Below are 22,952 nucleotides of genomic sequence, written 5' to 3' on the forward strand. Positions count from 1 at the left end.
GTGTGAGCGCCGGATATTCAAAAAAGCGAAGGCCATCCGGTCTTCGCTTTTTTCATTTTCAGGCCTTTTTTCCGGTTGACCGTGGGAACCTCGCCACGCGGCCAAATGGCTGACACCGGCCGACGTTTTGCGACATAATCACCTCGCTGCCCGGCGCCGGAGACAAGCGGCGGGCTTTGCTGTTCAACGGAATGCGCGGCTGCGGCCCGTCCGATAAAACCCAAGGAGAGACCATGACTTCTCACATCAAGGTGCCGCAAGGCGGTCAGAAAATCGTTCCGGGGGAGGCGATCCCGAACAATCCGATCATTCCCTTCATCGAGGGCGACGGCATCGGGATCGACATCACGCCGGTCATGATCAAGGTCATCGATGCTGCCGTGGCCAAGGCCTACGGCGGGGTAAAAACGATTTACTGGATGGAGGTCTTCGCCGGCGAGAAATCGACCCGCCTTTATGGCCCGGACGAGTGGTTCCCGCAGGAAACCTTCGCGGCGCTCAAGGAATATTCGGTCTCCATCAAGGGACCAATGACGACGCCGGTTGGCGGTGGTATCCGTTCGCTCAACGTCGCCCTACGCCAGGAGCTCGACCTCTACCAGTGCGTCCGTCCGGTGCAGTATTTCAAGGGCGTGCCGTCGCCGCTCAAGCACCCGGAACTGACCAACATGGTCATCTTCCGCGAGAACACCGAAGACATTTACGCTGGCGTCGAATGGGCTGCCGATTCCGAGGCGTGCAAGAAGGTCATCGATTTCCTACAGAAAGAAATGGGCGTCAAGAAAATCCGCTTCCCGGAATCATCCGGCATCGGCATCAAACCGATCTCCGTCGAAGGCACCACCCGCCTCGTGCGCGCCGCACTCAAGTACGTCATCGCCAACGACCGCAAGTCGCTGACGATCGTGCACAAGGGCAACATCATGAAATTCACCGAAGGCCTGTTCCGTGACATCGCCTACAAGGTGGCGCAGGAAGAGTTCGGAGCCCAACTAATCGACGGTGGCCCTTGGTGTCATTTCACCAACCCCAACACCGGCCGCGAAGTCACCGTCAAGGATTCCATCGCCGACGCCTTCCTGCAGCAAATTCTTCTCCGTCCCGCCGAATACGACGTGATCGCCACCACCAACCTCAACGGCGACTACATCTCCGACGCGCTGGCCGCCCAGGTCGGCGGCATCGGCATCGCCCCGGGCGCCAACATCTCCGACCAGTACGCCTGCTTCGAAGCCACCCACGGCACGGCACCGAAGTACGCCGGGCTGGACAAGGTGAACCCCGGCTCGCTCATCCTCTCGGCCGAAATGATGCTGCGCCACCTCGGCTGGACCGAAGCGGCCAACCTCGTCATCAAGGCCATGGAAAAAGCCATTGGCGACAAGCAGGTGACCTACGACTTCGCCCGTCTCATGGACGGGGCCGAAGAGCTGTCCTGCTCGGCCTTCGGCGACGCGATGATCGCCCGCATGTGATTTGCCGGGAGACTGATTGAACGAAGCCACCGCAAGGTGGCTTTTGTCATTTCGGGCTGCCAGTTGGGCCAGCGCAGGCGTATGCTGTTGCCAGCCAATTGGCCAGCGATGAAATCGCCGCAGTTCGGGGCGAGCGAAAGGATAGTCCTGTGAGCCCAGCCAAAATTGAAGAACTTTTCGATCTCCTCCGCGCCGCCTGCGCCCGCCAGTTTCGCTTCAATCCGCGGCGCGTCACGGCCGGCATGCGCTACGTTGGCAAGGAAGGACACGGCAAGGACATGGTGCATGTCTTCCGCGACGCCTCGACCCATTCGCAGATCGAACTGGACAGCACCTTCGCCACCCTGCGCGAAAAGCATGGCGAAAAGCCGCACTGGACTGAGGCCGAGAAGGCCCACTACCAGAATACCGACGCCGAGATCGACGCGGAAATTGCCGCCAAACAGGCCGAGCTCGAGTTCGTGCAGAATTCAGCGCTCTATCAGGACCACAAGGCCGAACTGCTGACCCACTACAAGGACTGGCCGGGGTACGTGCCCGGCGTGACCAATCCGCGCGAAGCGGCACGGCAACTGATCGCCACCTTGACCGAGGCCAACGATCCCCGCCTGACGGCCTTCGCCGAACATCTGGGCGGAAACGATCCGGAGCATCTGGCCCATCTGCTGCTCTCTCCCTGCCATCTTGAAGTCGAAGCCAGCAAGGCTGCCGTAACCCCGTAAGCGGTCGCTGGGCAATCGTATAAATGGCCGCTCACTCCCCTTCAAGGGGAGGGTCGGGGTGGGGATGGGTATCCACAAAGCCCTGTTCGGCAAGCAGCAGGGCTGCGCCGGGAAGTACAATTCGCGGATGACAGAAAACGCAATCAACGACCCCGTCGACACCGAACAAGCCGACGTCATCAACGAGCCACGCCTGTGGCGCAACAACGGCTGGACCGCCCGCGTCATCAAGAACGAAGATGACGAAGGCTGGGCTGTCGAAATGATCAAGGATGGTGAAGCCGAGCCGGCGCTGGTTGGCCCGTGGACCATGGGGCGCGACAAGAAAAATCCCAAGCCGCTCGACGTTTCCGCCTTCCAGACTTTGATCAAGACCGCCTCGGAAGTCCTCCGCCGGCACGAACATCAGCTGCACGCCCAACTGCACAAGAAGCTCACGGTCGACCGGGAAAGCGGGCCAATTTTGATATGCCTCGACATCGTTCCCGACGAGGATGATCCCTACGCCACGCTATCGGCCGAAGATGCCGACGGCGGGCAACTGGCCAAGGTGCGTGTCGGCCCGAACTTCAAGCTCAGCCCGGCCAGCGCCAATGCCTGGATAGACGACGAATTCCGCCAGCCCGAGTAACGATGAGTATCGAAACCATCACCAGAAAACAGGCCGTCCAGGGCTACACCGGCTATTCCTGCATCGGCCTGTACAACCCGAAAGGCCCCGAAAACGTCGGCTCCATCATGCGCGCCGCCGGCTGCTATGGCGTCAACACGGTGTTCTACACCGGCAAACGCTACGAGCGCGCCGTCGAATTCCGCACCGACACCAAGCAGGTTCACATGCAACTGCCGCTGATCGGCGTCGATGACCTGCAACAGGTCATCCCCTTTGGCTGCGTCCCTGTCGCTATCGAAGTCCACCCGGACGCCAAGCCGCTCACCGAATACCAGCACCCCGAACGCGCTTTTTACATCTTCGGCCCGGAAGACGGCAGCCTGAAAAAGAACGTCACCTCATGGTGTCGGGACATCGTCTACATCCCCACCCATGGCTGCATGAACCTGGCAGCGACGGTCAATGTCGTGCTCTATGACCGGATGCTCAAGGCAAGCGGCAATCGCGGTTAAGGGGACAACCGTCCAGCCGTCAGACTGTCTTAAGATTCATCGGCAATAATCGCGAATTGAGTTGAGGCAATGAGACGGGAGCTCGCATGAACCCCTTCAACAAACGCACGGCCTGGCGAATCGGCGCGGTCAGCCTGCTGCTCGCGTTTCTGGCCAGCCCGCTGGCCTGGTTCGTCGCCCGCGAAAACGCCGAGGAAAGCACGGTCTCGCTGGCCATTGAAGAGTCGCAGCGGCTGCTGGGCCATTTTGGCGCCATCGCACTGAGCGGGCCGGATGCCGCGGCACATGCCAACGATGCGGCCAAAACACTGACCGGCGGCCTGTTCGACATCGCCGAAATCTACGACGGCCAAGGCCAAAAAATGGCCGAAGAAATGACGGCGGAAGGCTTGCAGCTCGAAGGCATATTGATTCACCACGCCAAGCCGACTTATACGGCGACCTCTTATGAAAGCCTCAAGTTGCCTGATGGGCGCTGGGTTCTGCGCGTTTTCGTTCCGCTGCGCACCGGTGGCACCCCGCAGTCCGAGATCACCGGCTATTTCGAAGGCGTCCGCGTTGTGCCTGAGTGGCAGCGCCAGCAGATGCTCGACAGTGCGCTGTCCGCCGCCTTGATGGTCGGCTTCGCCTCGCTGTTGTGCGGCGCGGCAATCTATCCGGTGGTCGTCCGCCTGTCCGCCGACAACGAGCGCAAGGCCCGCGAAGTCCTCGATTCGCACATTTCGATGATGGAAGCGCTGGGCCGGGCCATCGCCAAGCGCGATTCCGATACCGGCACCCACAATTACCGGGTCGCCTGGATCGCCTCGCGTATCGCCGGCAAACTCGGTTTTCGCGGCACCACGATGCAGTCACTGATCATCGGCAGCTTTCTCCACGATGTCGGCAAGATCGGCATTCCCGACGCCATTTTGCTCAAGCCGGGAAAACTCGACGACGCCGAATTCGCCATCATGAAAACCCATGTCAGCCTGGGTGAAGAAATCGTGACCGGCATCGGCTGGCTCGACGGTGCCAGCGAAGTCGTCTCCGGCCATCACGAAAGGTGGGACGGTTCTGGTTATCCGCGTCGCCTCAAAGCCGACGAAATACCGCTCGCCGCCCGCATCTTTGCCGTAGTGGATGTCTTCGATGCGCTCTGCTCCAGACGCCCCTACAAGGAAACGATGGGCTTTGACGCGGTGATGGCCATTCTGGAAAAAGACACCGGCAGCCACTTCGATCCTGGCGTAATGGCCGTGTTTCACCCCATGGCGCGGGATATCTTCGATCAACTGGCCGGCTGCAGCGAAGAATTCGCCAGCCAACTACTTGAAGATCAGGTTCGTCATCATTTCGGGATATGAGCCGGTCGGCGGTCAGAAGGACGACGGCATTTCATTTTTGGCTTATTTTTCCGGTTGACCGTAGCCGTCGTTATATGGACTCAAGGAGGCGGATTCCTTTTGTTGTGTAGGAGGCGGATGGGATAATTGCAACATGACTGTCACCCTTTGGGCGCTGTGAACTCAATTGCACTGCGCACCTTCAGCAATCTCGAATATCGCGATCCGCGACCGTTCCTCGTTCGCCTGCGCCAGCTTGAGTTTGAGGTTGCTAATTCAGCTTCACACAAGCGGATACGTAATCTGCGAACAAATCGGTTAAAGGCCGAGCGCGAGTTACGCGAGGCTGCCATTTTTTGTTACCTTGCCGGTCAGCGCATTGGTATAACGGTTGGCTTGGCGCCAGGTGAGGGCCAAGATTTCGATGTCGTAGCAGCTTGGCTGACGCAAGATGGCGGGCACTTTGCCCCTGTTCAGTTGAAGGAGTTGCCGCCGAAGGATACGGCCCCAGAAGCCAGCCTGCAGCGCATAATCTCCGATTTGGCCAAATACACGAGCTCACCGGAATTGGTTGTTGCCATTCATCTAAATCGTGCGTTTAGGTTCGACTTGTCGACGCTTACTATTCCCAACTTGCCAATTGCTGAACTTTGGGCGTTTGGTGCAACTGCACCGGATCAGAGTACATGGGCGCTCTGGGGCAATTTGCTTAACTCTCCGAGTGTTTCATACCATACATATCCAACTGCCTAACTTCAAAGTTGAACGCCTAATTCCGTAAGATGAACATCTGCAGTGGGCTGCGGACAACAACTAAGATCGACTATCTACCTTTTTGCCTGATGTACTTGTGACCTCTCATCCCATCGCTGTTTTCGATTCCGGCCTCGGCGGCCTGACGGTGCTGCGCGCCCTGCGCGAGCGGCTGCCGCAGGAAGACTTTTTCTATTTTGCCGACACCCGCTTTCTGCCCTATGGCGACCGGCCGGAAGTGTTTCTGCGCGAGCGCGGCGTGTTGATTGCTGAGGCGCTGGTCAAGCGCGGGGCCAAGGCGCTGGTGATTGCCTGCAACACCGCGACAGCAGCGGCGGCGGAGGCGATTCGGGCGGCCATTGAGGTGCCGGTGGTGGCACTGGAGCCGGGGGTGAAGCCGGCGGTGGCGCTGACCAGAACGGGCGTCATTGGCGTGCTGGCGACGACGCGGACGTTGGCTAGCGAGCGTTTTCAGCGGCTGGTCGGCAATCACGCCAACGGCCATCGGGTCATTGCCCAGCCGTGTCCGGGGCTGGCCGAGGCGATTGAGGCTGAGGGGCCGGACAGCGCTGCCGTGGCGGCCTTGCTCGATACTTTTGTCGCGCCGCTCGCTGCGGCGGCGGCTGATGTCGTGGTGCTCGGCTGCACGCATTATCCGTGCGTGTCGGCGGCCATTGCCCGGCGCATGCCGGCGGGAACGATTCTGCTCGATACCGGTGAGCCGGTGGCGCGTCAGCTTGAGCGGCTATTGGCGGCGAGCAATCTGCTCGGCGGCGGCGAGGGCCGTCTGACGGTGGCGACGAGCGGGGCGCCGGCTTCGGTGATTGCTACGGTCGACCGGATTTTTGGGCAAAAATTGAAAATCGAACACTGGGAGCCTTGATGAGCGAGGGGCAAAAAAACGAGGCGCAAAAACCGCTGGCCGGTCTCAAGGTTGTCGAGCTCGGCACGCTGATCGCCGGGCCGTTCTGCACGCGGATCATGGGCGAGTTCGGCGCCGAGGTGATCAAGGTCGAATCGCCCGACGGCGGCGACCCGCTGCGCAAGTGGCGCAAACTCTACGAAGGCACCTCGCTGTGGTGGGCCGTGCAGGGGCGCAACAAGAAATCGGTGACGGCCAATCTCAAACATCCGGAGGGCGTCGCTTTCGTCCGCAAGCTCATTGCCGGAGCCGACATCCTGGTCGAGAATTTCCGCCCCGGCGTGCTCGAAAAGCTCGGGCTGGGCTGGGAAACCTTGAAGGCCGACAACCCGGGGCTGGTCATGGTGCGCCTTTCCGGCTTCGGCCAGACCGGGCCGTACAAGGATCAGCCGGGGTTTGGCGCGGTTGGCGAATCGATGGGCGGCCTGCGTTACATCACCGGCTTTCCCGACCGGCCGCCGGTGCGCACCGGGATTTCCATCGGCGATTCGATTGCCGCGCTGTGGGGCGCAATTGGCGCCCTGATGGCGTTGCGCCACAAGGAGGTCAACGGCGGGGCCGGGCAGGTGGTCGATGTTGCGCTCTACGAGGCGGTCTTCGCGATGATGGAGTCGATGGTGCCGGAATTCGACGTTTTCGGCTTCGTCCGTGAGCGCACCGGCAACATCATGCCGGGCATCACGCCGTCGAGCACGCACACGACCAAGGACGGCAAGCACGTGACCATCGGCGCCAATGGCGATGCCATTTTCAAGCGTTTCATGCTGGCCATGGGCCGGCCGGATCTGGCCGACGACCCGACCCTGGCCGACAACGCCGGCCGCGATGGCCGGCGCGATGAGATCTACGGGCTGATCGACGCGTGGACCGCCGAACACGACGAGGCCGAGGTGCTGGAGATTCTCGCCGCGGCCGAGGTGCCCTCGTCGCGCGTCTATTCCGCTGTCGACATGTTCGCCGACCCGCAATTCATCGCCCGTCAGATGTTCGAATCGGCCCGTTTGCCGGATGGCAAGGAATTCAAGATGCCGGGCATCGTGCCCAAATTGTCGGAAACGCCGGGCGCAACCGAGTGGATCGGGCCGGAACTGGGGGCGCACACCGACGCCGTGTTGGCCGGGCTGGGCTACTCGCCGGAGCGCATCGCCACGTTGATAGCCGACCGGGCAATCTGAATGCTCCGGCGTGCCGTTTGGCACGATTCCACGGTCAACCGGAAATTTTGGCCAAAATTGAAATGCGTCCCGGGGCCGCTTTGTGACCAGGGTTCAGCCCGGAGTGCCGGCTCCCGATGAACCAAATCCCGCCGAAAACGTCTCTACAATCGATTCGATCTAACCACGAGGCCCCAGCCATGTCCGCACACTCGCTCGAAGATCGCGCCATCGGCGCCTTGATGGGCGCCTTCATCGGCGACGCCCTGGCCCTTGGCCCGCATTGGTACTACGACCTCAATGCGCTCCGCGCCGACTACGGCCCGTGGATCAGCGACTACACGACGCCCAAAGCGGGCCGCTATCACGCCGGCATGCAGGCCGGGCAGCTTTCCCAATCCGGTCTGCTGCTCAAACTGACCGTCGAGTCATTGGTGGCCTGTGGCGGCTACGACGAGGCGGATTTCTGTCGCCGGATGGACACTGCATTCTTCCCGCTGCTCGACGGTACGCCGATGAACGGGCCGGGCGGCTATACCAGTCAGTCAATTCGCGAGGCATGGCGCAAGCGGGTTGAATCAGGCTTGCCCTGGGGGGAGGTCGGCGGCAATGCGGACACCACGGAAGCCGCCGAGCGAACGCTGGCCATCGCCATCCGCTACGCCCTTCAGCCAGCCGAACTCGCCGCCAGCGTCACCCGAAATACCGTGCTGACCCAGACCGATGGAACCGTCGTCGCCATGACCGTCGCCTTCGGCGCCGTGCTCGGCATGCTGGTTGAAGGCAACGCCCTCGATTCAGGTATCTCGGACAAACTGATGGCCCGGGTCAAAACAGGCGAATTGCCCTTCCACGCCGTGACCAGCGGCAATTTGCAGGCGCCGCGCCCCGGTCAGGCAGAAGCACCAACGGCCGGACGTTTTCCCTCACCGGATGCGCTGCTCAGTCAATCTTCAATTGCCCTGGCCGCCATTGATCCCGACATTCGCATCGAACCGGCCTGGAAAGTGTCGCTCGTCTATGGCATGCCCTGCGCCGTTTATCACCAGTTCCCGGCCGCCTACTACCTGGCCGCGCGGTTTTCCGATGACTTCGAGTCTGCGGTCCTCCATGCCGTCAACGGCGGCGGCCAAAACCAGGCCCGCGCCATCCTCGCCGGCGCCCTCGCCGGGGCCCAAACCGGACTCTCGGGAATTCCGCAGCGCTTCGTTGATGGACTGGACAATGGCGCTGAGTTGCTGGAGTTGGCGGGGAAACTGGCGAGTCAGACGATTGGCTAGCGCCGGACGGCGCGCGCCTTTGTCAAAGTCTCAGGTGTCATTTGGTGAAAACACCTTCAATGAGCGTGATCGCCACGCCGACGACGAAAGCAACACCACTGGCGGTCCGTAAACGTCCCAATCGCACGTAATTCCGCCCCAGTTAATCAGCGCAGCCGGAAGCGCACCGGCAGAACGACCTGGCGCGGGGCGTCGGCGGGCAGGGATTGCAGGGAGCGGACGGCGCGCAGGGCGGCTTCGTCGAGAAGGAGGTGGCCGCTGCCTTGTTCGACGCGGGCGGCGCTGACTTTGCCGGCTTCGTCGATGATGAGGAGGACGAGAACTTCGCCTTCCAGCCCGCGGGCGATGGCGTCGGCCGGGTAGAACTGACCGGCGGTGTCGAGTTTCTTTAGGTGTTCGCGGACGGCCTGGGTCCAGGTTTTTTGGGCGGGGGAGTCGGTTTTTTCGGCTGACTTTGCCAATGCTGGCCTGGGCGTCTTTGGCGTTGGTTCACTGGCCGGCTTGGGTTGTTCCGGCAGGCTGAGCGGCGGTGTTGAAGCCGGCACCGGGGGCGGCCGCAACTCGGCGCTCAGCGGTGCCACGGTCAACCGGAAATTTTGCTCAAAATTGAAATCTGGCAGCAGCGGCAATAGGTGCAGGGAGAGCGACAGCGCCAGCGCCGCAAAAAGCCGGTAATCGATCCGGGTCATGAGAAAATGGGGGCTGGCCTGAGGCAATGGATACGCAATGAAACTAACTGTAAAACGACGGCTTGCCATGATAAGCGCGATAGGGTTTTTGCTGTCGGCTTCGGCGCCGGTTTTTTCGGCCGATGCCTTGCCCGACCCGGTGCGCTTCACCGTCCGCATGGAGCTCGGCGATGTCGGTCAGGCGGAAAGCTGGCTCGATGCCGGTCTGCCGCCCGATTTCATGGGCAGCCGGATCGGTTCGGGCCTGATGATCGGTGCCTGGGAAGGCAAGCCGGACCTCATGCGTCTGTTCCTGTCGCGCGGCGCCGACATCAACAAACTGAACTCGAATGGCGAATCGGCCATCGCGCTGGCAGCCTGGCGCGGCAATCTGGATACCGTCAAATGGCTGCTTGAACGCGGGGCGCGCATCAACGCGCCGGCCCGGCAATGGTCGGCGCTGCATTACGCGGTTTTCGCCGGGCACAGGGAATTGGCCGATTTTCTGATTGGCCAGGGGGCGGACATCAACGCCCTGAGCACCAACGGTTCCAGCGTGCTCATGATGGCGGTGTATGAAGGCCATCAGGGGCTGGCCCGGCAACTCATCGAGAAAGGGGCCGACCGGACACCGAAGAACGATTGGGGCGACGGCGCGCTGGAGTGGGCGATGCGCCACGACCGGCTGGAGCTGGCGCGCATGGTGAGCAATCCGGAAGAATTCAACATTGCGGTCAGTCAGCCCAAGGAAAAATGGGGGGCGCCGGTACGTTCGATGCGCAGCTCGAAGGAGCTCGAGGATTTGCTCAACATGCGTGAAAAGCTCGTCGAGCGGAGCATGTCGACGGATGTCATCGACAAGCGGATCGCCACCGAACGCGTACGCATCGTGCGGGCTGAAATGGACCGGCCGATGCCGGCGCGGGCGGTGACGATGGAAATTACCGCCAGCCGCAATAAGCCGCAAGATCAGTCGGCGACGATCGTGACCGACCAGAAAGGCAAGGATGGAGGCAAGGCGGTCGGCTTCAAGGCGCCACCGGCGACCTATTTCGGCACGCCGAAAATGCCGATCAAGGCCCCGATCAGGAACTACTGATACCGTGCCTTTTCGGCCGGGATGAATTGCAAATCACGATCAGCTAATGCAGACTGCGTCGATCAATCGAGAGAGGAATGGGCATGCTTTACGTGGCAAGAGATAGCAAGGGCAACATTTGCGAAGCGCATCCGATGCCCCTCGGCGACGCCAGCGAAGCCTTGCCGGCCGATCATCCCGATGTCCTGCAGTTCATCCACGAGCGCTGGCGGCAGAACGAACTCCATGAACTCGACCGCGACTTTGTGCGAGTCATCGAAGACACCATCGAACTGCTCATCGCCAAGGACCTGATCATGTTCACCGACCTGCCGCCCAAGGTTCAGGAAAAGCTGCTGCGCCGCAAGGAAGTTCGCCAGCTCAAGCATTACGAAGGCCACTTCGGCACCGGCGGCGACGACATCATCCCGCTCTGAGCGTTTTCAATTTACCGTCACCACGGCCTTGACCAGTTCGGCCAGCGTGCGCACACCCATTTTCTCCATGACCCGCGCCCGGTGGGCTTCGACGGTTTTCATGCTGATGTTCAGTTCGTCGGCGATCTGCTTGTTGAGCTTGCCGGCGACGACCAGTTTCATGACTTCGCTTTCACGCTGGGTCAGCTGATCGAGGCGGTGGCTGATCGCTCCGTTGCGCTGGCGGCGGGCCGATAGCTGGGCGTCCAGCTCAAGGGCGCGGACGATGCGCGACAGCAGATCCTCGTTGTGGAAGGGCTTTTCGATGAAATCGCAGGCGCCACGTTGCAGCGCCGAGACGGCCATCGGCACGTCGCCGTGACCGGTGACGAAGATGACCGGTAATTCGGAGCCGAGGGCGTCGAGTTTTTCATGCAGTTCGAGGCCGCTCATTTCCGGCATCCGCACGTCGAGGATCAGGCAGCCGCGCATGTCGTCGCGGCGGGCCTTGAGAAAGCTCTCGGCCGAGTCGAAGCAGGCGACGACATAGCCTTCTCCCTCGAGCAGCCAGGTCATCGAGTCGCGCATGGCCTCGTCGTCGTCGACGACGTAAATCGTTTGCGTCAGAACATTGATCACTAGTCGTTCTCCTCGCCAATTTCTTCGATCGGTACGGTGAAGTGGAACACGGTACCACCCTCGCGCCGTGGCTCGACCCACAGTCGCCCCTGATGAAACTCGATGATCGAGCGGCAGATCGCCAGGCCGATGCCCATGCCCTCGGCCTTGGTTGTGTAGAACGGGGCGAAAATCTTTTCGATGTCTTCCTCGGCCAGGCCGTGACCCTGGTCGGCCACGGTGATTTCCAGCATGCGCTCGTCGACGCGCCTGGCCTGCAGGGTCAGCAGTCGGCGCTCGACCGGGACGTCGCTCATCGCTTCGATGCCGTTCTTGAACAGGTTGAGCAGCACCTGCTCGATCATGATGCGGTCGACGACGATTTTGGGCAAATTTTCAGGCAGGTCGACAACGATCTGCGTGCCGGTGCGCTGGGCATCGATATCGGCAAAGGCGCGCGTTTCGTCGACCAGTTCCTCGAGGGCGATGGGCTGCCGGTTGGGGTCGCCTTTCTTCACCATGTCGCGCATGCGGCGGATGATCTTGCCGGCCCGCTCGGCCTGGTCGGAAGCCTTCTGCATGGCGGCGAGGATGTCATCAATGCGGTAATTGCCGGCCTGCATGCGCTTGACGCAACCGGCGCAGTAGTTGGCGATGGCCGACAGCGGCTGGTTCAGCTCATGGGCCAGCGACGAGGCCATTTCGCCCATGGTGATCAGGCGCGAGGTCTGTTCGAGGCGCTTCTGCTGCTGCAGATTAACCTCGTCGATGTGCTTGCGGTCGGTGATGTCGGCGCCGATCTGGACGCGCACGGTGCGCCCGTCTACCCAGCGGATGGCGCGTTCATGCAGGTGATACCAGTGGCCGGACAGGGTGTGCTGGAGCTCACCATCGAACAGTTCGCAGGGCAGCTCATCGGCGCCGATCTGCTGTGGGTCGCGGGCCAGCTGATCAGGCGGCGGCCGGCAGGCCGCGGTGACCTGCGCCGAGTTCTGGCCGACGCTGTCGAAGCCGAAGATGTTCTGGAAGGCGCGATTGGCAAAGAGGATTTCGCCGGTTTGCACGTCGGCGACGTGCACCGCCGAGTCGAGACCGTCGATGACTGTGACAAAGCGCTCATGGGCGCGTTCGAGTTCGACGCGAATGCGCTTCGGCTCGGTGATGTCGTTCATCGAGGCCATCCAGCCGATCTGCTGGCCGTTGGTGCCGATCAATGGCGAAAAATAGAGGCGCACGTCGAAGCGTTCGCCGCTCTTGCGCATGATGCGCATCTCGAAGCCACTGCCCGGCGCCTGTCCGGCCAGCGCGGTGTCGATGTTGTTCTGCAGGCGGTCGAATTCCTCGGGCGGCCAATACGGGTAAGGTGGCTTGATGCCGACCAGCTCGCTTTCGTCGAAGCCGGTCATCCGGCAGAAGGCGGCATTGACGAAGGTGATCCGGCCTTCGAGATCGATGGCGCGCAGGCCGGTGATCAGCGATTGCGACATGGCCTGGCGAAAGGCGTAGGCGGTGCGCAGTTCTTCTTCGGTCTCGGCGCGATGCTGGGCATGGCGGCGGAGCTGGATCAGCGTCACCGAAGCGATCAGCGTCAGCACGATAATCAGCGCCGCCGGCACGAAGGGCAGCCAGGCGCCGCCGACGCGGTAGGCGACGATGTTGAGGCCGAGGCGGTTGTTGGGCAGGTCGAGGCTGATCTGCCCCGAAACCTGGCGGTCGGTCGGTTTGACTGACGAATTGCTGAGGACCTCGCGATTTTTCGCGTCGACTACAGTCAGGCTGTAGCGGGTCGTGAAGAGGGTCGGCAAGGTCGTGCGCAGTAGCGTTTCCATCGACTGGAGGGCGATGAAGGCGCCGAGATCGGCGCTGCCGCGCTGCACCGGGTGGATGATGTCGTGCGCCGGGCGCTGCGTGGTGTCACGATAATCCGGCGAAACCACTGCGCTGCGTACGCGCAGGGCTTCCTGGAGGGCGGCCAGGCGCTCGCCGGTCAGTTGTTCGCCGACGAAGACCGCCGTTGATTCATTGGGGGCGACCCATTCGACCTTGCCGTCGGTATCAACCCAGATGATCGCCTGGATTTCCGGCGCCTCGCGCGCATAACGGCTGGCCTTGACCTGGAAAGCCTCATAAGTCAGCTGCTTGAATTCCTGCTCGCGGCCCAGTTCGCCGAGAAAGTCCTGATGCGCGTGCAGGCGGTTTTCGATGGTCCGTTCTGCCCAGTGCATGTCGCCTTCCAGGGCCGAGCGCGCCGTGTCCAGTTCGCGCCACTGGAGCAGGGCGGTGAGGACCAGCATGGCCAGGGCGAATATGCCGATGGCGACGTAGGGCGCGAGCCATAGCCGGGTGTGCTTCGGCTGAGGAAGAGGAGGGCGCATGAGCATGGCCAAATTCTTCGCTGCCCGGGCGGCATCGGCCATAGGTACTTACCCTATGTTGATGAGATATGTGGCAATCCAGGGCACGAGCAGGGCGGTGAGCGCCCCGTTCATGCCCATGGCCAGCGCGGCAAAGGCACCGCTTTGTTCATTAACCTGAAAGGCCCGCGCTGTGCCGATGCCGTGCGAGGCGATGCCGATGGCGAAGCCGCGAATGGCCGGGTCGCGCACCTTCATGGCGTCGAACACGAAGCGCGCGCCAACGGCGCCGAGGATGCCGGTGATGATGACCAGCACTGCCGTCAGCGACGGAATGCCGCCGATCCGTTCGGCGATGCCCATGGCAATCGGCGTCGTCACCGACTTGGGGGCGAGCGAGAGCTGGGTCGAGGCACTGGCGCCGAGCAGGCGGGCCACCAGCACGGCCGAGACGATGGCAGTCAGGCTGCCGGCGAACAGCCCGGCAAGTACTGGCAGTAGCATTGAGCGGACGCGCTTGAATTGCGTGTAGAGCGGGATGGCCAGCGCCACGGTGGCTGGGCCGAGCAGGAAATGCACGAACTGGGCACCGGCGAAGTAGGTTTCATACGATGTCACGGTCAACGTCAAAAACAGCACCAAAATGAAAACGGCGATGAGCACCGGGTTGGCCAGCGGGTTGTTGCCGGAGCGCCGGTAGAGCGCGAAGGCGGCCTGGTAGGCGAGCAGCGTGATGGTCAGCCCGAGCAGTGGCGAGGCTGAAAGGTAGACCCAGATCTGGCTGATTTCCTGGGTCATGGCATTTCTCCCGTTGCAGCGGGCGAGCGCTGGCAGAGCTTCATGACCAGCGCGGTGACGACCAGAGTAGCCAGCGTGCTGACCAGCAGCGAGACGAGCAGCGGCAACCATTCGTCGGACACCCGGTGGAGATGGACCATGATGCCGGTGCCGGCTGGGACGAAGAGCAGCGAGAGGTGTTGCAGCAGGTTCTGGCTGGTCGTCTGCAACTCTTCGCCCGGGCCGCCGCGCAGGACGAGCGCGACAAAGAGCATGAGCATGCCGATGACCGGGCCGGGGATGGGCAGATCGAGCGAGCGGGCGAGAACTTCGCCGGCCAACTGGAAAACGAGCAGGGCGGAGAGGGCGGAAATCACAGGCAGCCTCCAGTAAATTAGGGAAGGCTGCCAGTGTATTGGCTCAGTTAAGTTTTGATAACGGGTGAAAAAGTCGCTTTATCTTGTATCTGGGGTATTGAGTTGGCAAATTAAACAACTCGTCACTCCCGCGGCCTCGACACACCCGGGACTCCGCTTCGCGGCGGGCGAAGCGGGAGTCCATGTTACGAACAGGATTCCCGCTATCGCGGGAATGACCGGCTCCTGGCTCAATATTCCTTGTTGTCAGTCCACATAGCCGGATTGAACCGGACGACCCGATTGCGCCCCTGGTCTTTGGCCTGGTACATCGCCACGTCGGCAAACTTGACGGCCTGCCAGAAGGTGTCGCTGTCGGTCGGGAAATCGGCAATGCCGATCGAGATGGTCTTTTGCAGCGTGATGCCGGCTACCTGTACTTTCAGGCTTTCGACGGCGAGGCGGATTTTTTCGGCGACATGGTCGGCCGCTTCGCCCTCGCTGTCGATCAGGATGATCAGGAATTCCTCGCCGCCATAGCGGATGACCAGGTCGGAAGCGCGCACCGACTGCTTGAGCAGTGTCGACAATGCCTTCAGTACAGCGTCGCCGGCATCGTGGCCATAGGTGTCGTTGACCATCTTGAAGTAGTCAAGATCGAGCATCAGGATGGCGACATGGGTACGTTTGCGCTGCACGCTGGAGACCAGGGTCTCGACGTATTCCTCGAGGAAGCGGCGGTTGTTGAGGCCGGTCATCGGATCGCGCAGTGTGGAGTCACGCAGGTTTTCCATGAGCCGCTTGGTTTCGAGTACCGGCGCGGTTTCCCGCAGGTAAACGTTGATAAAGGGAATTTGGCTGAGCAACTCGGCTGATTTTTCCGGGGTCGTCATCAGTTGAACGACGCTGCCAACGGCACCGGATTGGATGACAGGGAAGCAGACATGACGCCGTTCGCCCAGTTCGGCCGGCGGCTGGAACGAGTAGCAGATGTCCGGGCTGCTGATGCTGTCGACGAGATGGCCGGTGCGCCGGACGCGGCAGGCTTCGGGGCGGATCAGGATCTGCGGGTCGCACCAGCGGCAGGTATCGGCAATTTGGCCATCGACCATGATCGCCTTCATTTGTTTCTTGTTGCTGCTGACCTCATACAAGGAGAATTCACGCAGCTTGAACTCCTCCTGCAGGGCGACGGAGAGGCGCTGGTAGATCTCGTTCTTGACTTCGTCTTCTTCGATGGCTTGCTTGAAGTGCGCGGCCTTGGTTAGCCCGTCGACCATGTCGATGGTCGCCGTCAGCAGGTTTTCGCCGGGGGCCGGGGTGCGTTCGGTGAGGCGGGCGACATTGGTGCCGATGCGGTTCAGGCCATCGTCGAGGAAGGTCAGCAAGCGGTTCATGTCGGTCGCGATCTGGCCGATTTCGTCGTTGGTCTTTTTCTCGACATGCGCCTTGAAATCACCACGCAGGGCGCGCTGAACGGCGTCTTCGACAGCGTTGGCGGTATCCGAAATGGGGCGCAACAGGCGGCGCAGCAGCAAAACGAGCAGTAGCGCGAAGAAGGCGACGACGAGGCCGATGCCGGCCACCGTGATCAGCGCCTTCTCGCGCAGACCTTCGATCGACATGCTCATGCTGACGGCGCCAAGTACGGCGCCTTCGCTGACCTGGTGGCATTGCAGGCAGTTCGGATTGCCACTGGCCGTGGCGATATAGGGAATGATGCCGCGGAAGACGGTTTCATCGCCCTGTTTGATGACCTCGAAACGTGGCTTACCTTCCTTGAGAACCTGCCGTTCCAGATCATCTACGGCAGCTTCTTGGATCAGGCCCTTGCCGAACTGTTTTTCGACTTCGGTCGAGCGGATGACCCGCGCCGACTTCAGTCCCTGGACTTCGACCAGGCGGCGCAGAAAGCTCTCGCGCTTGTCGATGACGCCGTTGATCATCGATTCAGTCAGGTGCACACGGACGATTTCACCAGCAGTCCGGATGTGATCCGTCGCCGAGGCAATGGAGAAGTTGCGGAAAGCGTACAGGCTGATGGCGAGGAGTACGGCCAGCAAGCCGGCAAAAATACTGACAAAAAAGAAAGTGACTTTTGCGTTGAGATTCACGGCAGCGATTTCCGGACGGGGGATTTTTCAGTGCGTGATTATGGCTTAAGGCGTATTTTGGGCAATCCGGACTTATACGATTTGACTAGGAGATGGCAGGTTGTTTGATCAAGGTCAACCTGGGCGGCGGCAAAGAGCGTCCAAGGCCTTGAATATCATCAAAAAGTGATGAATCGGATTTCATTTTTGGCCATTTTTTCCGGTTGACCGTAGCAATTGGTTACTTGCGTCCCGGACTCCCTCGTTGCTCACGGGATTGTTCTGGCTGGGTCAGGGCAATACCCGCAGCATGTCGACAAAGGCTTTCAACCCGGCCGGCATCAGTTTGCGGCTCGGGTAGTACAGGTAAAAGCCGGGAATTTCCGGGCACCAGTCGTCAAGCACTGTTTTCAGCCGGCCGTCGGCTACCGGCGCCGCCGCATACTGGGCATAAACATAGGCCAGCCCGAGGCCCTGTTCTGCGGCCGTGATCATCAGCGGCATTTGGCCGACGGCGACCGGCCCGTCGACCTCGATTTCAAACTGCTCGCTGCCGCGGGCGAATTCCCAGCGATAAAAACTGCCGTTGGGAAAACGGATGCGAATACAGCGGTGCTGCTGCAATTCACGTGGGCAACTGGGCGTGCCATGCGCCGCCAGATAATCGGGCGAGGCAACCACGACAAAACGCTGGGCCGGGCCGAGCGGCACGGCCACCATATCCTGCTGCAGACTTTCGCCGAAGCGAACGCCCGCATCGAAGCCGGTGGCGACGATATCGACGAAGGCATCGTCGGCCACCAATTCGATGCGCATGCCCGGGTTGGCTTCCAGAAAGCGCCCGAGCATCGGCGCCAGAACCAGCTCGCAAGCGGCACGCGGCGCGTTGATGCGCAGCGTGCCGAGTGGCGATTCGCGAAAGGCATTGACCTCGTCCAGCGCGCCATGGATATCCTGCAAGGCGGGCGACAGCCGGTCGAGCAGGCGTTGGCCGGCCTCGGTCGGCGCCACGCTGCGCGTTGTCCGGTTGAGCAGACGGACGCCGAGTCGGGCTTCCAGACCGCGCAAGGCATGGCTCAGGGCTGACGGTGAAACGCCAAGTTCGGTGGCAGCCTTGCGAAAGCTGCGCAAGCGCGCCACGGCGGCAAATGACTGGAGGTCGGCAAGACTGGCGAGGTTCATGATTGATGAGATTTGCTCAATAGCCTATCAAACAGTATGCGGATTGTTGCACAGTTGGCCCGGGAGTAGGCTGCTTGCTGTCATATCCCCAACCCTGCAACGGAGAACAACATGCAAAATATTCTGGCCGACTTGTCGGGCAAAACCATCCTTGTTACTGGCGCCTCGTCCGGCATCGGCGCCGCTACTGCCCTGGCGCTCGGCCGGGCCGGGGCCAAGGTGGCACTGGCCGCTCGCCGTCTGGATGCGCTTGAAAATCTGGTGATGCAGATTCGCGCCGCCGGCGGCGACGCCATCGCCATCCGGACCGATGTCACCGTCGAAGCCGATATCCAGAACGCCGTGGCAACAACAGTCGCCCACTTTGGCCGACTGGACGGTGCCTTCAATAATGCCGGCGTGCTGGGCAAGGTGGCGCCGATTCATGAACTGACCAGCGCCGATTTCGCCGAAGTCATGCAGGCCAACGTATACGGCGTGTTCTGGTCGCTCAAGTATGAAATGGCCGCGATGCTGAAAACCGGCGGCGGGTCCATCGTCAATACCGCCTCCGTCGTTGCCCAGATCGGTTTCGCAAATTTTTCGCCATACACGGCCAGCAAGCACGCTGTGCTCGGGCTGACCCGCAGTGCGGCGCTCGAAGGTTTTCAGCAGGGCATCCGGGTCAATGCGGTCAATCCCGGACCGATCGTCACGCCGATGGCCGAAATCGGTTTCGGCGGTCTGGAAAATCTGGAAGCCACGCTCAAGACCAGCCCGGCGGGCCGTCCCGGTCAGCCCGAGGAAATCGCCAACCCCGTGCTCTTCCTGCTTTCTTCGGCGGCCAGTTACATCAACGGTCAGGGTTTTGCCGTCGATGGCGGCTACACGGTTCAGTAAAGGGTTATCAACATGCAAACACGCTTCCTTGGTCCGCAACAGCAGCCTGTCTCCGCCATCGGACTCGGCTGCATGGGAATGAGCGAGTTCTACGGTGCCAGCGACGATGCCGAGTCCTTGCGCACGCTGGCCCGGGCGCTCGAGCTCGGTATCAATTTCTTCGACAGCGCCGACACCTACGGATTTGGCCACAATGAAAGCCTGATCGGACGTTTTCTCAAGGAAGGCGGCCCGGCGCGACGACAGCAGGTGGTGATTGCCAGCAAGTTCGGCATTGTCCGCCAGTCCGGCAAGTACGAACGGCGCATCGACAATAGCCCAGCCTACATCCGGAGCGCCTGTGACGCTTCGCTGCAACGCCTCGGCGTTGAGCAGATCGACCTCTATTACTGCCATCGGCGCAACCCGGAAGTGCACATCGAGGAAACGGTGGGTGCCATGGCCAACCTGGTCGCAGCTGGAAAAGTCCGCCAGATCGGTCTTTCCGAAGTCTCGGCCAAGACGCTGCGGCTAGCTAGCGCCGTGCATCCGATCGCCGCCGTGCAAAGCGAATATTCGTTATGGACGCGTGATCCTGAGCGCGACATGCTCACCACCTGCGCCGAGCTCGGTGCCAGCTTCGTTGCCTACAGCCCGCTTGGTCGCGCCTTTCTGACCGGTACGGTCAAGCCTGAGGAGCTGGCCGACAATGATTTCCGCAAAACCAATCCGCGTTTTCAGGGCGAAGCTGAACACGCCAACCGACTGCTTGTTGAACAACTTGCTGCCTTCGCCTCGGCGCGTGGCCTGAGCAATGCCCAAGTCGCCCTGGCATGGCTGCTCTGCAAACATCGGCACGTCATCCCCATTCCGGGCACCCGACGTATCGCCTACCTCGAACAAAATGCTGAAGCCGCCAACCTCACTTTGAGCTCGTCGGAAATCGCCGAGCTTGATCGGCTTTTCGATCCGGCCCAGGTCGCCGGCCAACGCTATCCGGATGCGGGTATGGTGGGGCTTGAATCATAGGAAGCGGCTCGGCTCTCTGTGCTCAAATTGCGAACGGAGTTGGCTTTTAAGCGCATCCGGGTCGACAAAAAACGCCGGGTTTCCCCGGCGTTTTTCTTCCAGCTTCTCTGTCGAGGTTGGGCGTCTGAGGCGCCTCTCTCGGGTACTGCTTATTCCATCGCCTCGTACAGCGGCAGGGTCAGGAATTCCGGGTATTCCGGGGTCAGCGACATCTTGTCGAAGATGACTGCTGCCTGATCGTAGGTTGCCGTGTCTTCGCCCTGGGCGGTAACGGTGACCTTAACCTTGGCCAGTTCCTCGGCGATCATCGGGCGGACCATCTCTTCGGTGACCTTGCGGCCGTCGTCGAGGATGCCCTTCGGTGAAACGACCCATTGCCAGACCTGCGAACGGGAGATTTCGGCGGTGGCCGCATCTTCCATCAGGTTGTGGATGGGCACGCAGCCGTTGCCGGCCAGCCAGGAGCCAAGGTAATGGATGCCGACGTTGATGTTGTTGCGCAGGCCGGCTTCGGTGATCGGGGTGCTCGGCTGGAAGTCGAGCCACTGGGCCGGGCCGAACTTGCCTTCGACCTGCTTGCCGAACTGGTTCGGCTTGTCGCCGAGGACCTTGACGAATTCTTCCATGGCGATCGGCACGAGACCTGGGTGAGCCACCCAGCCGCCGTCGTAGCCGTCGTTGGCGTCGCGCGTCTTGTCGTGACGGATGCCGGCGAGGGCCTTTTCGTTGGCGACCGGGTCGTTCTTGATCGGAATCAGGGCCGACATGCCGCCCATCGCCGGGGCGCCGCGCTTGTGGCAAGCCTGGACGAGCGCCAGGGCGTAGGAGCGCATGAAGGGCACTTCCATGGTGATGGCGCCGCGCTGGGCCAGGCAGAAGTCCTTGTTCTTCTTGAACTTCTTGATGCAGGAGAAGATGTAGTCCCAGCGGCCGGCGTTCAAACCAGCCGAATGCTCGCGCAGTTCGTAGAGGATTTCTTCCATCTCGAAGGTGGCGAGGATGGTTTCGACCAGCACGGTGGCCTTGATGGTGCCTTGCGGCAGGCCGATGTGGTCCTGGGCCATGACGAAGATGTCGTTCCACAGGCGGGCTTCGAGGTGGCTTTCCATCTTCGGCAGATAGAAGAAGGGGCCGGCGCCGCGGGCGATCTGTTCCTTGGCGTTGTGGAAGAAGACGACGGCGAAGTCGAAAATGCCGCCGCCGACGCGCTGGCCGTCAACGAGCACGTGCTTTTCATCGAGGTGCCAGCCGCGCGGACGGATCTGCAGGGTGGCGATCTTGTCGTTGAGCTTGTATTCCTTGCCGTTGTCGCCCTTGAACGAGAGTTCGCGGCGGATCGCCTTGTAGAGGTTGATCTGGCCCTGGATCTGGTTGTCCCAGTTCGGGGAATTCGAATCCTCGAAGTCGGTCATGTACGAATCAGCGCCCGAGTTGAAGGCGTTGATGATCATCTTGGCTTCGACCGGGCCGGTGATTTCGACGCGGCGGCAGTGCAGGGCCGGCGGCACCGGGGCGACCTTCCAGTCGCCGGCGCGGATGTGGGCAGTTTCCGGCAGGAAGTCGGGCATTTCGCCAGCATCGATGCGGGCCTGGCGGGCGACGCGGGCCTTGAGCAGTTCCTGGCGACGGGCTTCGCAGGCGCGGTGCAGCTTGGCGACCAGTTCGAGGGCTTCGAAGGTCAGAACGGATTCGTAACCCGGTTTGATCGGGCCGGTGATTTGCACGCCTTGCGGTAGATTGAGGGCCATGAGGAACTCCTGAGTGAAGGATGAATGAATGCTGCGATGCAATGAATTCTATGACTCTTCTATAAGACTTGAAAGCCGGATAGAATCAATTCATCTTTTACTATAGGTATCAAATGGACCGCCTGAAACAGATCGAAGCCTTCGTTTCGGCCGCTACTCGGGGCAGTCTGTCGGCTGCGGCGCGGGTCGAGGGCGTCACACCAGCGATTATCGGCCGGCGGCTCGACGCGCTGGAAACGCGGCTCGGCGTCAAATTATTGCTGCGCACCACGCGCAAGTTGACCATCACTTTCGAAGGGCAGGCTTTTCTCGAAGATTGCCAGAAAACGCTCAACGATCTGGCCAACGCCGAGGCGGCCGTGTCGCTCGGCAGCGTGCGGGCCAGCGGGCAGTTGCGGGTGTCGGCGCCCTCGGGCTTCGGGCGGCAGCATGTCGCGCCGCTGGTCGGCGACTTCATGCTGGCCAACCCGGAGGTCCGGGTCAATCTGAATCTCAGTGACCGGCTGGTCGATCTCGTCAATGAAAACATCGACTGCGCCATCCGCATCGGTGAATTGACCGATTCCAGCCTGATCAGCGTCCGCCTCGGCGAAATGCGCCGGATGGTTGTCGCCAGCCCGGCCTATCTGGTCGCCCATGGTGTTCCGCGCCAGCCGGCCGATCTGGCCAACCACGAATGCCTGTCGCTCGGCCAGCAGCGCGGCTGGGTCTTTCGCGATCCGGACGGTGGGCAGGTCGATACCATCAAGGTGGGCGGCAGCTTCGAATGCAACGACGGCGCCGTTCTGCACGAATGGGCACTGGCCGGGCGCGGCCTGGCCTGGCGTTCGCTGTGGGAAGTCGGGCAGGATTTGAAGGAGGGCCGGCTGACCTCTGTACTTGACGCCTGGCAGGCGCCGCCGATGGGTATCTACGCCGTTTTTCCGCAACGCAAGCATCTGCCGCTGCGGGTCCGGCTGTTCATCGACCTGCTCAAGGAAACCTACAGCCGGCCGAGTTATTGGGAGTTGCGCTGAGGA

22 protein-coding genes are annotated in these 22,952 nt (G+C 61.4%); 14 read left to right on the forward strand and 8 right to left on the reverse strand.

What is annotated here, in order from left to right; translation table 11 throughout:
• The first annotated feature begins 233 nt into the window (after window positions 1-233).
• The 9 genes from icd (at window position 234) to WBK19_RS11485 (ending at window position 8,756) form a co-directional block, all read left to right on the forward strand.
• Window positions 234-1,475 (forward strand): NADP-dependent isocitrate dehydrogenase, encoded by a 1,242-nt coding sequence (gene icd / locus WBK19_RS11445; protein ID WP_511289808.1) that lies wholly within the window; start codon window positions 234-236, stop codon window positions 1,473-1,475.
• A 149-nt stretch (window positions 1,476-1,624) separates the two neighbouring features.
• Window positions 1,625-2,197, forward strand: a complete 573-nt coding sequence (locus tag WBK19_RS11450) for a hypothetical protein (RefSeq protein ID WP_511289810.1) — start codon at window positions 1,625-1,627, stop codon at window positions 2,195-2,197.
• Window positions 2,198-2,324: 127 nt separating this feature from the next.
• Window positions 2,325-2,828, forward strand: a complete 504-nt coding sequence (locus WBK19_RS11455; protein ID WP_511290083.1) for a hypothetical protein — start codon at window positions 2,325-2,327, stop codon at window positions 2,826-2,828.
• Window positions 2,829-2,830: 2 nt separating this feature from the next.
• Window positions 2,831-3,322 carry an RNA methyltransferase gene (locus WBK19_RS11460; protein ID WP_511289812.1) on the forward strand — a complete coding sequence of 164 codons (492 nt, stop codon included), beginning with the start codon at window positions 2,831-2,833 and terminating at the stop codon, window positions 3,320-3,322.
• Between the two features lie 86 nt (window positions 3,323-3,408).
• Window positions 3,409-4,668: an HD-GYP domain-containing protein gene (locus WBK19_RS11465; RefSeq protein ID WP_511289814.1), complete on the forward strand. Its 1,260-nt coding sequence runs from the start codon at window positions 3,409-3,411 to the stop codon at window positions 4,666-4,668.
• A 126-nt stretch (window positions 4,669-4,794) separates the two neighbouring features.
• Window positions 4,795-5,400, forward strand: a complete 606-nt coding sequence (locus tag WBK19_RS11470) for a hypothetical protein (RefSeq protein ID WP_511289816.1) — start codon at window positions 4,795-4,797, stop codon at window positions 5,398-5,400.
• A gap of 97 nt (window positions 5,401-5,497) precedes the next feature.
• Window positions 5,498-6,283, forward strand: coding sequence for a glutamate racemase (gene murI / locus WBK19_RS11475; protein ID WP_511289818.1), 786 nt, complete (start codon window positions 5,498-5,500; stop codon window positions 6,281-6,283).
• Window positions 6,283-7,497, forward strand: coding sequence for a CaiB/BaiF CoA transferase family protein (locus tag WBK19_RS11480; protein ID WP_511289820.1), 1,215 nt, complete (start codon window positions 6,283-6,285; stop codon window positions 7,495-7,497). Before murI ends, WBK19_RS11480 begins: the two co-directional genes overlap by 1 nt.
• A gap of 179 nt (window positions 7,498-7,676) precedes the next feature.
• The gene (locus WBK19_RS11485; protein ID WP_511289822.1) at window positions 7,677-8,756 is read left to right on the forward strand and encodes an ADP-ribosylglycohydrolase family protein; all 1,080 of its coding nucleotides are present in this window, start codon (window positions 7,677-7,679) and stop codon (window positions 8,754-8,756) included.
• A gap of 146 nt (window positions 8,757-8,902) precedes the next feature.
• On the opposite strand, the gene WBK19_RS11490 is transcribed toward WBK19_RS11485, so the two are convergent.
• Window positions 8,903-9,445 carry an energy transducer TonB gene (locus WBK19_RS11490; RefSeq protein WP_511289824.1) on the reverse strand — a complete coding sequence of 181 codons (543 nt, stop codon included), beginning with the start codon at window positions 9,443-9,445 and terminating at the stop codon, window positions 8,903-8,905.
• A 37-nt stretch (window positions 9,446-9,482) separates the two neighbouring features.
• Between WBK19_RS11490 and WBK19_RS11495 the strand changes: the two genes are divergently transcribed.
• Together WBK19_RS11495 and WBK19_RS11500 are read left to right on the forward strand one after the other, a co-directional pair.
• Window positions 9,483-10,523 carry an ankyrin repeat domain-containing protein gene (locus WBK19_RS11495; protein WP_511289826.1) on the forward strand — a complete coding sequence of 347 codons (1,041 nt, stop codon included), beginning with the start codon at window positions 9,483-9,485 and terminating at the stop codon, window positions 10,521-10,523.
• Between the two features lie 77 nt (window positions 10,524-10,600).
• Window positions 10,601-10,939, forward strand: a complete 339-nt coding sequence (locus WBK19_RS11500) for a hypothetical protein (protein ID WP_494649527.1) — start codon at window positions 10,601-10,603, stop codon at window positions 10,937-10,939.
• Window positions 10,940-10,945: 6 nt separating this feature from the next.
• Here WBK19_RS11500 and WBK19_RS11505 read toward each other — a convergent pair whose 3' ends face one another.
• From WBK19_RS11505 to WBK19_RS11530, 6 genes are all read right to left on the reverse strand, one after another.
• Window positions 10,946-11,506: a response regulator transcription factor gene (locus tag WBK19_RS11505; protein WP_511290085.1), complete on the reverse strand. Its 561-nt coding sequence runs from the start codon at window positions 11,504-11,506 to the stop codon at window positions 10,946-10,948.
• A 50-nt stretch (window positions 11,507-11,556) separates the two neighbouring features.
• Window positions 11,557-13,953, reverse strand: coding sequence for a PAS domain-containing sensor histidine kinase (locus WBK19_RS11510; protein ID WP_511289828.1), 2,397 nt, complete (start codon window positions 13,951-13,953; stop codon window positions 11,557-11,559).
• 6 nt (window positions 13,954-13,959) lie between these two features.
• On the reverse strand, window positions 13,960-14,688 hold the full coding sequence (locus tag WBK19_RS11515; protein WP_511289830.1) for an LrgB family protein: 729 nt from the start codon (window positions 14,686-14,688) through the stop codon (window positions 13,960-13,962).
• Window positions 14,685-15,044 carry a CidA/LrgA family protein gene (locus WBK19_RS11520; protein WP_511289832.1) on the reverse strand — a complete coding sequence of 120 codons (360 nt, stop codon included), beginning with the start codon at window positions 15,042-15,044 and terminating at the stop codon, window positions 14,685-14,687. Before WBK19_RS11520 ends, WBK19_RS11515 begins: the two co-directional genes overlap by 4 nt.
• 230 nt (window positions 15,045-15,274) lie before the next feature.
• The gene (locus tag WBK19_RS11525) at window positions 15,275-17,137 is read right to left on the reverse strand and encodes a diguanylate cyclase (protein WP_511289834.1); all 1,863 of its coding nucleotides are present in this window, start codon (window positions 17,135-17,137) and stop codon (window positions 15,275-15,277) included.
• A 270-nt stretch (window positions 17,138-17,407) separates the two neighbouring features.
• Complete coding sequence (locus WBK19_RS11530; protein WP_511289836.1) at window positions 17,408-18,298, reverse strand: LysR family transcriptional regulator; 891 nt, start codon at window positions 18,296-18,298, stop codon at window positions 17,408-17,410.
• 111 nt (window positions 18,299-18,409) lie between these two features.
• Here WBK19_RS11530 and WBK19_RS11535 point away from each other — a divergent pair, with 111 nt between their 5' ends.
• Complete coding sequence (locus WBK19_RS11535) at window positions 18,410-19,177, forward strand: SDR family NAD(P)-dependent oxidoreductase (RefSeq protein WP_511289838.1); 768 nt, start codon at window positions 18,410-18,412, stop codon at window positions 19,175-19,177.
• Between the two features lie 12 nt (window positions 19,178-19,189).
• The gene (locus WBK19_RS11540) at window positions 19,190-20,185 is read left to right on the forward strand and encodes an aldo/keto reductase (protein ID WP_511289840.1); all 996 of its coding nucleotides are present in this window, start codon (window positions 19,190-19,192) and stop codon (window positions 20,183-20,185) included.
• 149 nt (window positions 20,186-20,334) lie between these two features.
• Here WBK19_RS11540 and aceB read toward each other — a convergent pair whose 3' ends face one another.
• Window positions 20,335-21,933: a malate synthase A gene (gene aceB / locus WBK19_RS11545; RefSeq protein ID WP_511289842.1), complete on the reverse strand. Its 1,599-nt coding sequence runs from the start codon at window positions 21,931-21,933 to the stop codon at window positions 20,335-20,337.
• 113 nt (window positions 21,934-22,046) lie between these two features.
• On the opposite strand from aceB, the gene WBK19_RS11550 reads away from it, so the two are divergent.
• The gene (locus WBK19_RS11550; RefSeq protein WP_511289844.1) at window positions 22,047-22,949 is read left to right on the forward strand and encodes a LysR family transcriptional regulator; all 903 of its coding nucleotides are present in this window, start codon (window positions 22,047-22,049) and stop codon (window positions 22,947-22,949) included.
• Window positions 22,950-22,952 lie beyond the last annotated feature (3 nt).

It is taken from the genome of Azonexus sp. (genome assembly GCF_049652925.1).
GTDB lineage: Bacteria > Pseudomonadota > Gammaproteobacteria > Burkholderiales > Rhodocyclaceae > Azonexus.

Excerpts from the sequence above, each read along its gene's own strand:
- icd (WP_511289808.1), top strand. The coding sequence starts at position 234 with ATGACTTCTCACATCAAGGTGCCGCAAGGCGGTCAGAAAATCGTTCCG.
- WBK19_RS11455 (WP_511290083.1), top strand. The coding sequence starts at position 2,325 with ATGACAGAAAACGCAATCAACGACCCCGTCGACACCGAACAAGCCGAC.
- WBK19_RS11460 (WP_511289812.1), top strand. The coding sequence starts at position 2,831 with ATGAGTATCGAAACCATCACCAGAAAACAGGCCGTCCAGGGCTACACC.
- WBK19_RS11465 (WP_511289814.1), top strand. The coding sequence starts at position 3,409 with ATGAACCCCTTCAACAAACGCACGGCCTGGCGAATCGGCGCGGTCAGC.
- WBK19_RS11480 (WP_511289820.1), top strand. The coding sequence starts at position 6,283 with ATGAGCGAGGGGCAAAAAAACGAGGCGCAAAAACCGCTGGCCGGTCTC.
- WBK19_RS11485 (WP_511289822.1), top strand. The coding sequence starts at position 7,677 with ATGTCCGCACACTCGCTCGAAGATCGCGCCATCGGCGCCTTGATGGGC.
- WBK19_RS11490 (WP_511289824.1), bottom strand. The coding sequence starts at position 9,445 with ATGACCCGGATCGATTACCGGCTTTTTGCGGCGCTGGCGCTGTCGCTC.
- WBK19_RS11495 (WP_511289826.1), top strand. The coding sequence starts at position 9,483 with ATGAAACTAACTGTAAAACGACGGCTTGCCATGATAAGCGCGATAGGG.
- WBK19_RS11500 (WP_494649527.1), top strand. The coding sequence starts at position 10,601 with ATGGGCATGCTTTACGTGGCAAGAGATAGCAAGGGCAACATTTGCGAA.
- WBK19_RS11505 (WP_511290085.1), bottom strand. The coding sequence starts at position 11,506 with ATGCGCGACTCGATGACCTGGCTGCTCGAGGGAGAAGGCTATGTCGTC.
- WBK19_RS11510 (WP_511289828.1), bottom strand. The coding sequence starts at position 13,953 with ATGGCCGATGCCGCCCGGGCAGCGAAGAATTTGGCCATGCTCATGCGC.
- WBK19_RS11515 (WP_511289830.1), bottom strand. The coding sequence starts at position 14,688 with ATGACCCAGGAAATCAGCCAGATCTGGGTCTACCTTTCAGCCTCGCCA.
- WBK19_RS11530 (WP_511289836.1), bottom strand. The coding sequence starts at position 18,298 with ATGAACCTCGCCAGTCTTGCCGACCTCCAGTCATTTGCCGCCGTGGCG.
- WBK19_RS11535 (WP_511289838.1), top strand. The coding sequence starts at position 18,410 with ATGCAAAATATTCTGGCCGACTTGTCGGGCAAAACCATCCTTGTTACT.
- WBK19_RS11540 (WP_511289840.1), top strand. The coding sequence starts at position 19,190 with ATGCAAACACGCTTCCTTGGTCCGCAACAGCAGCCTGTCTCCGCCATC.
- aceB (WP_511289842.1), bottom strand. The coding sequence starts at position 21,933 with ATGGCCCTCAATCTACCGCAAGGCGTGCAAATCACCGGCCCGATCAAA.
- WBK19_RS11550 (WP_511289844.1), top strand. The coding sequence starts at position 22,047 with ATGGACCGCCTGAAACAGATCGAAGCCTTCGTTTCGGCCGCTACTCGG.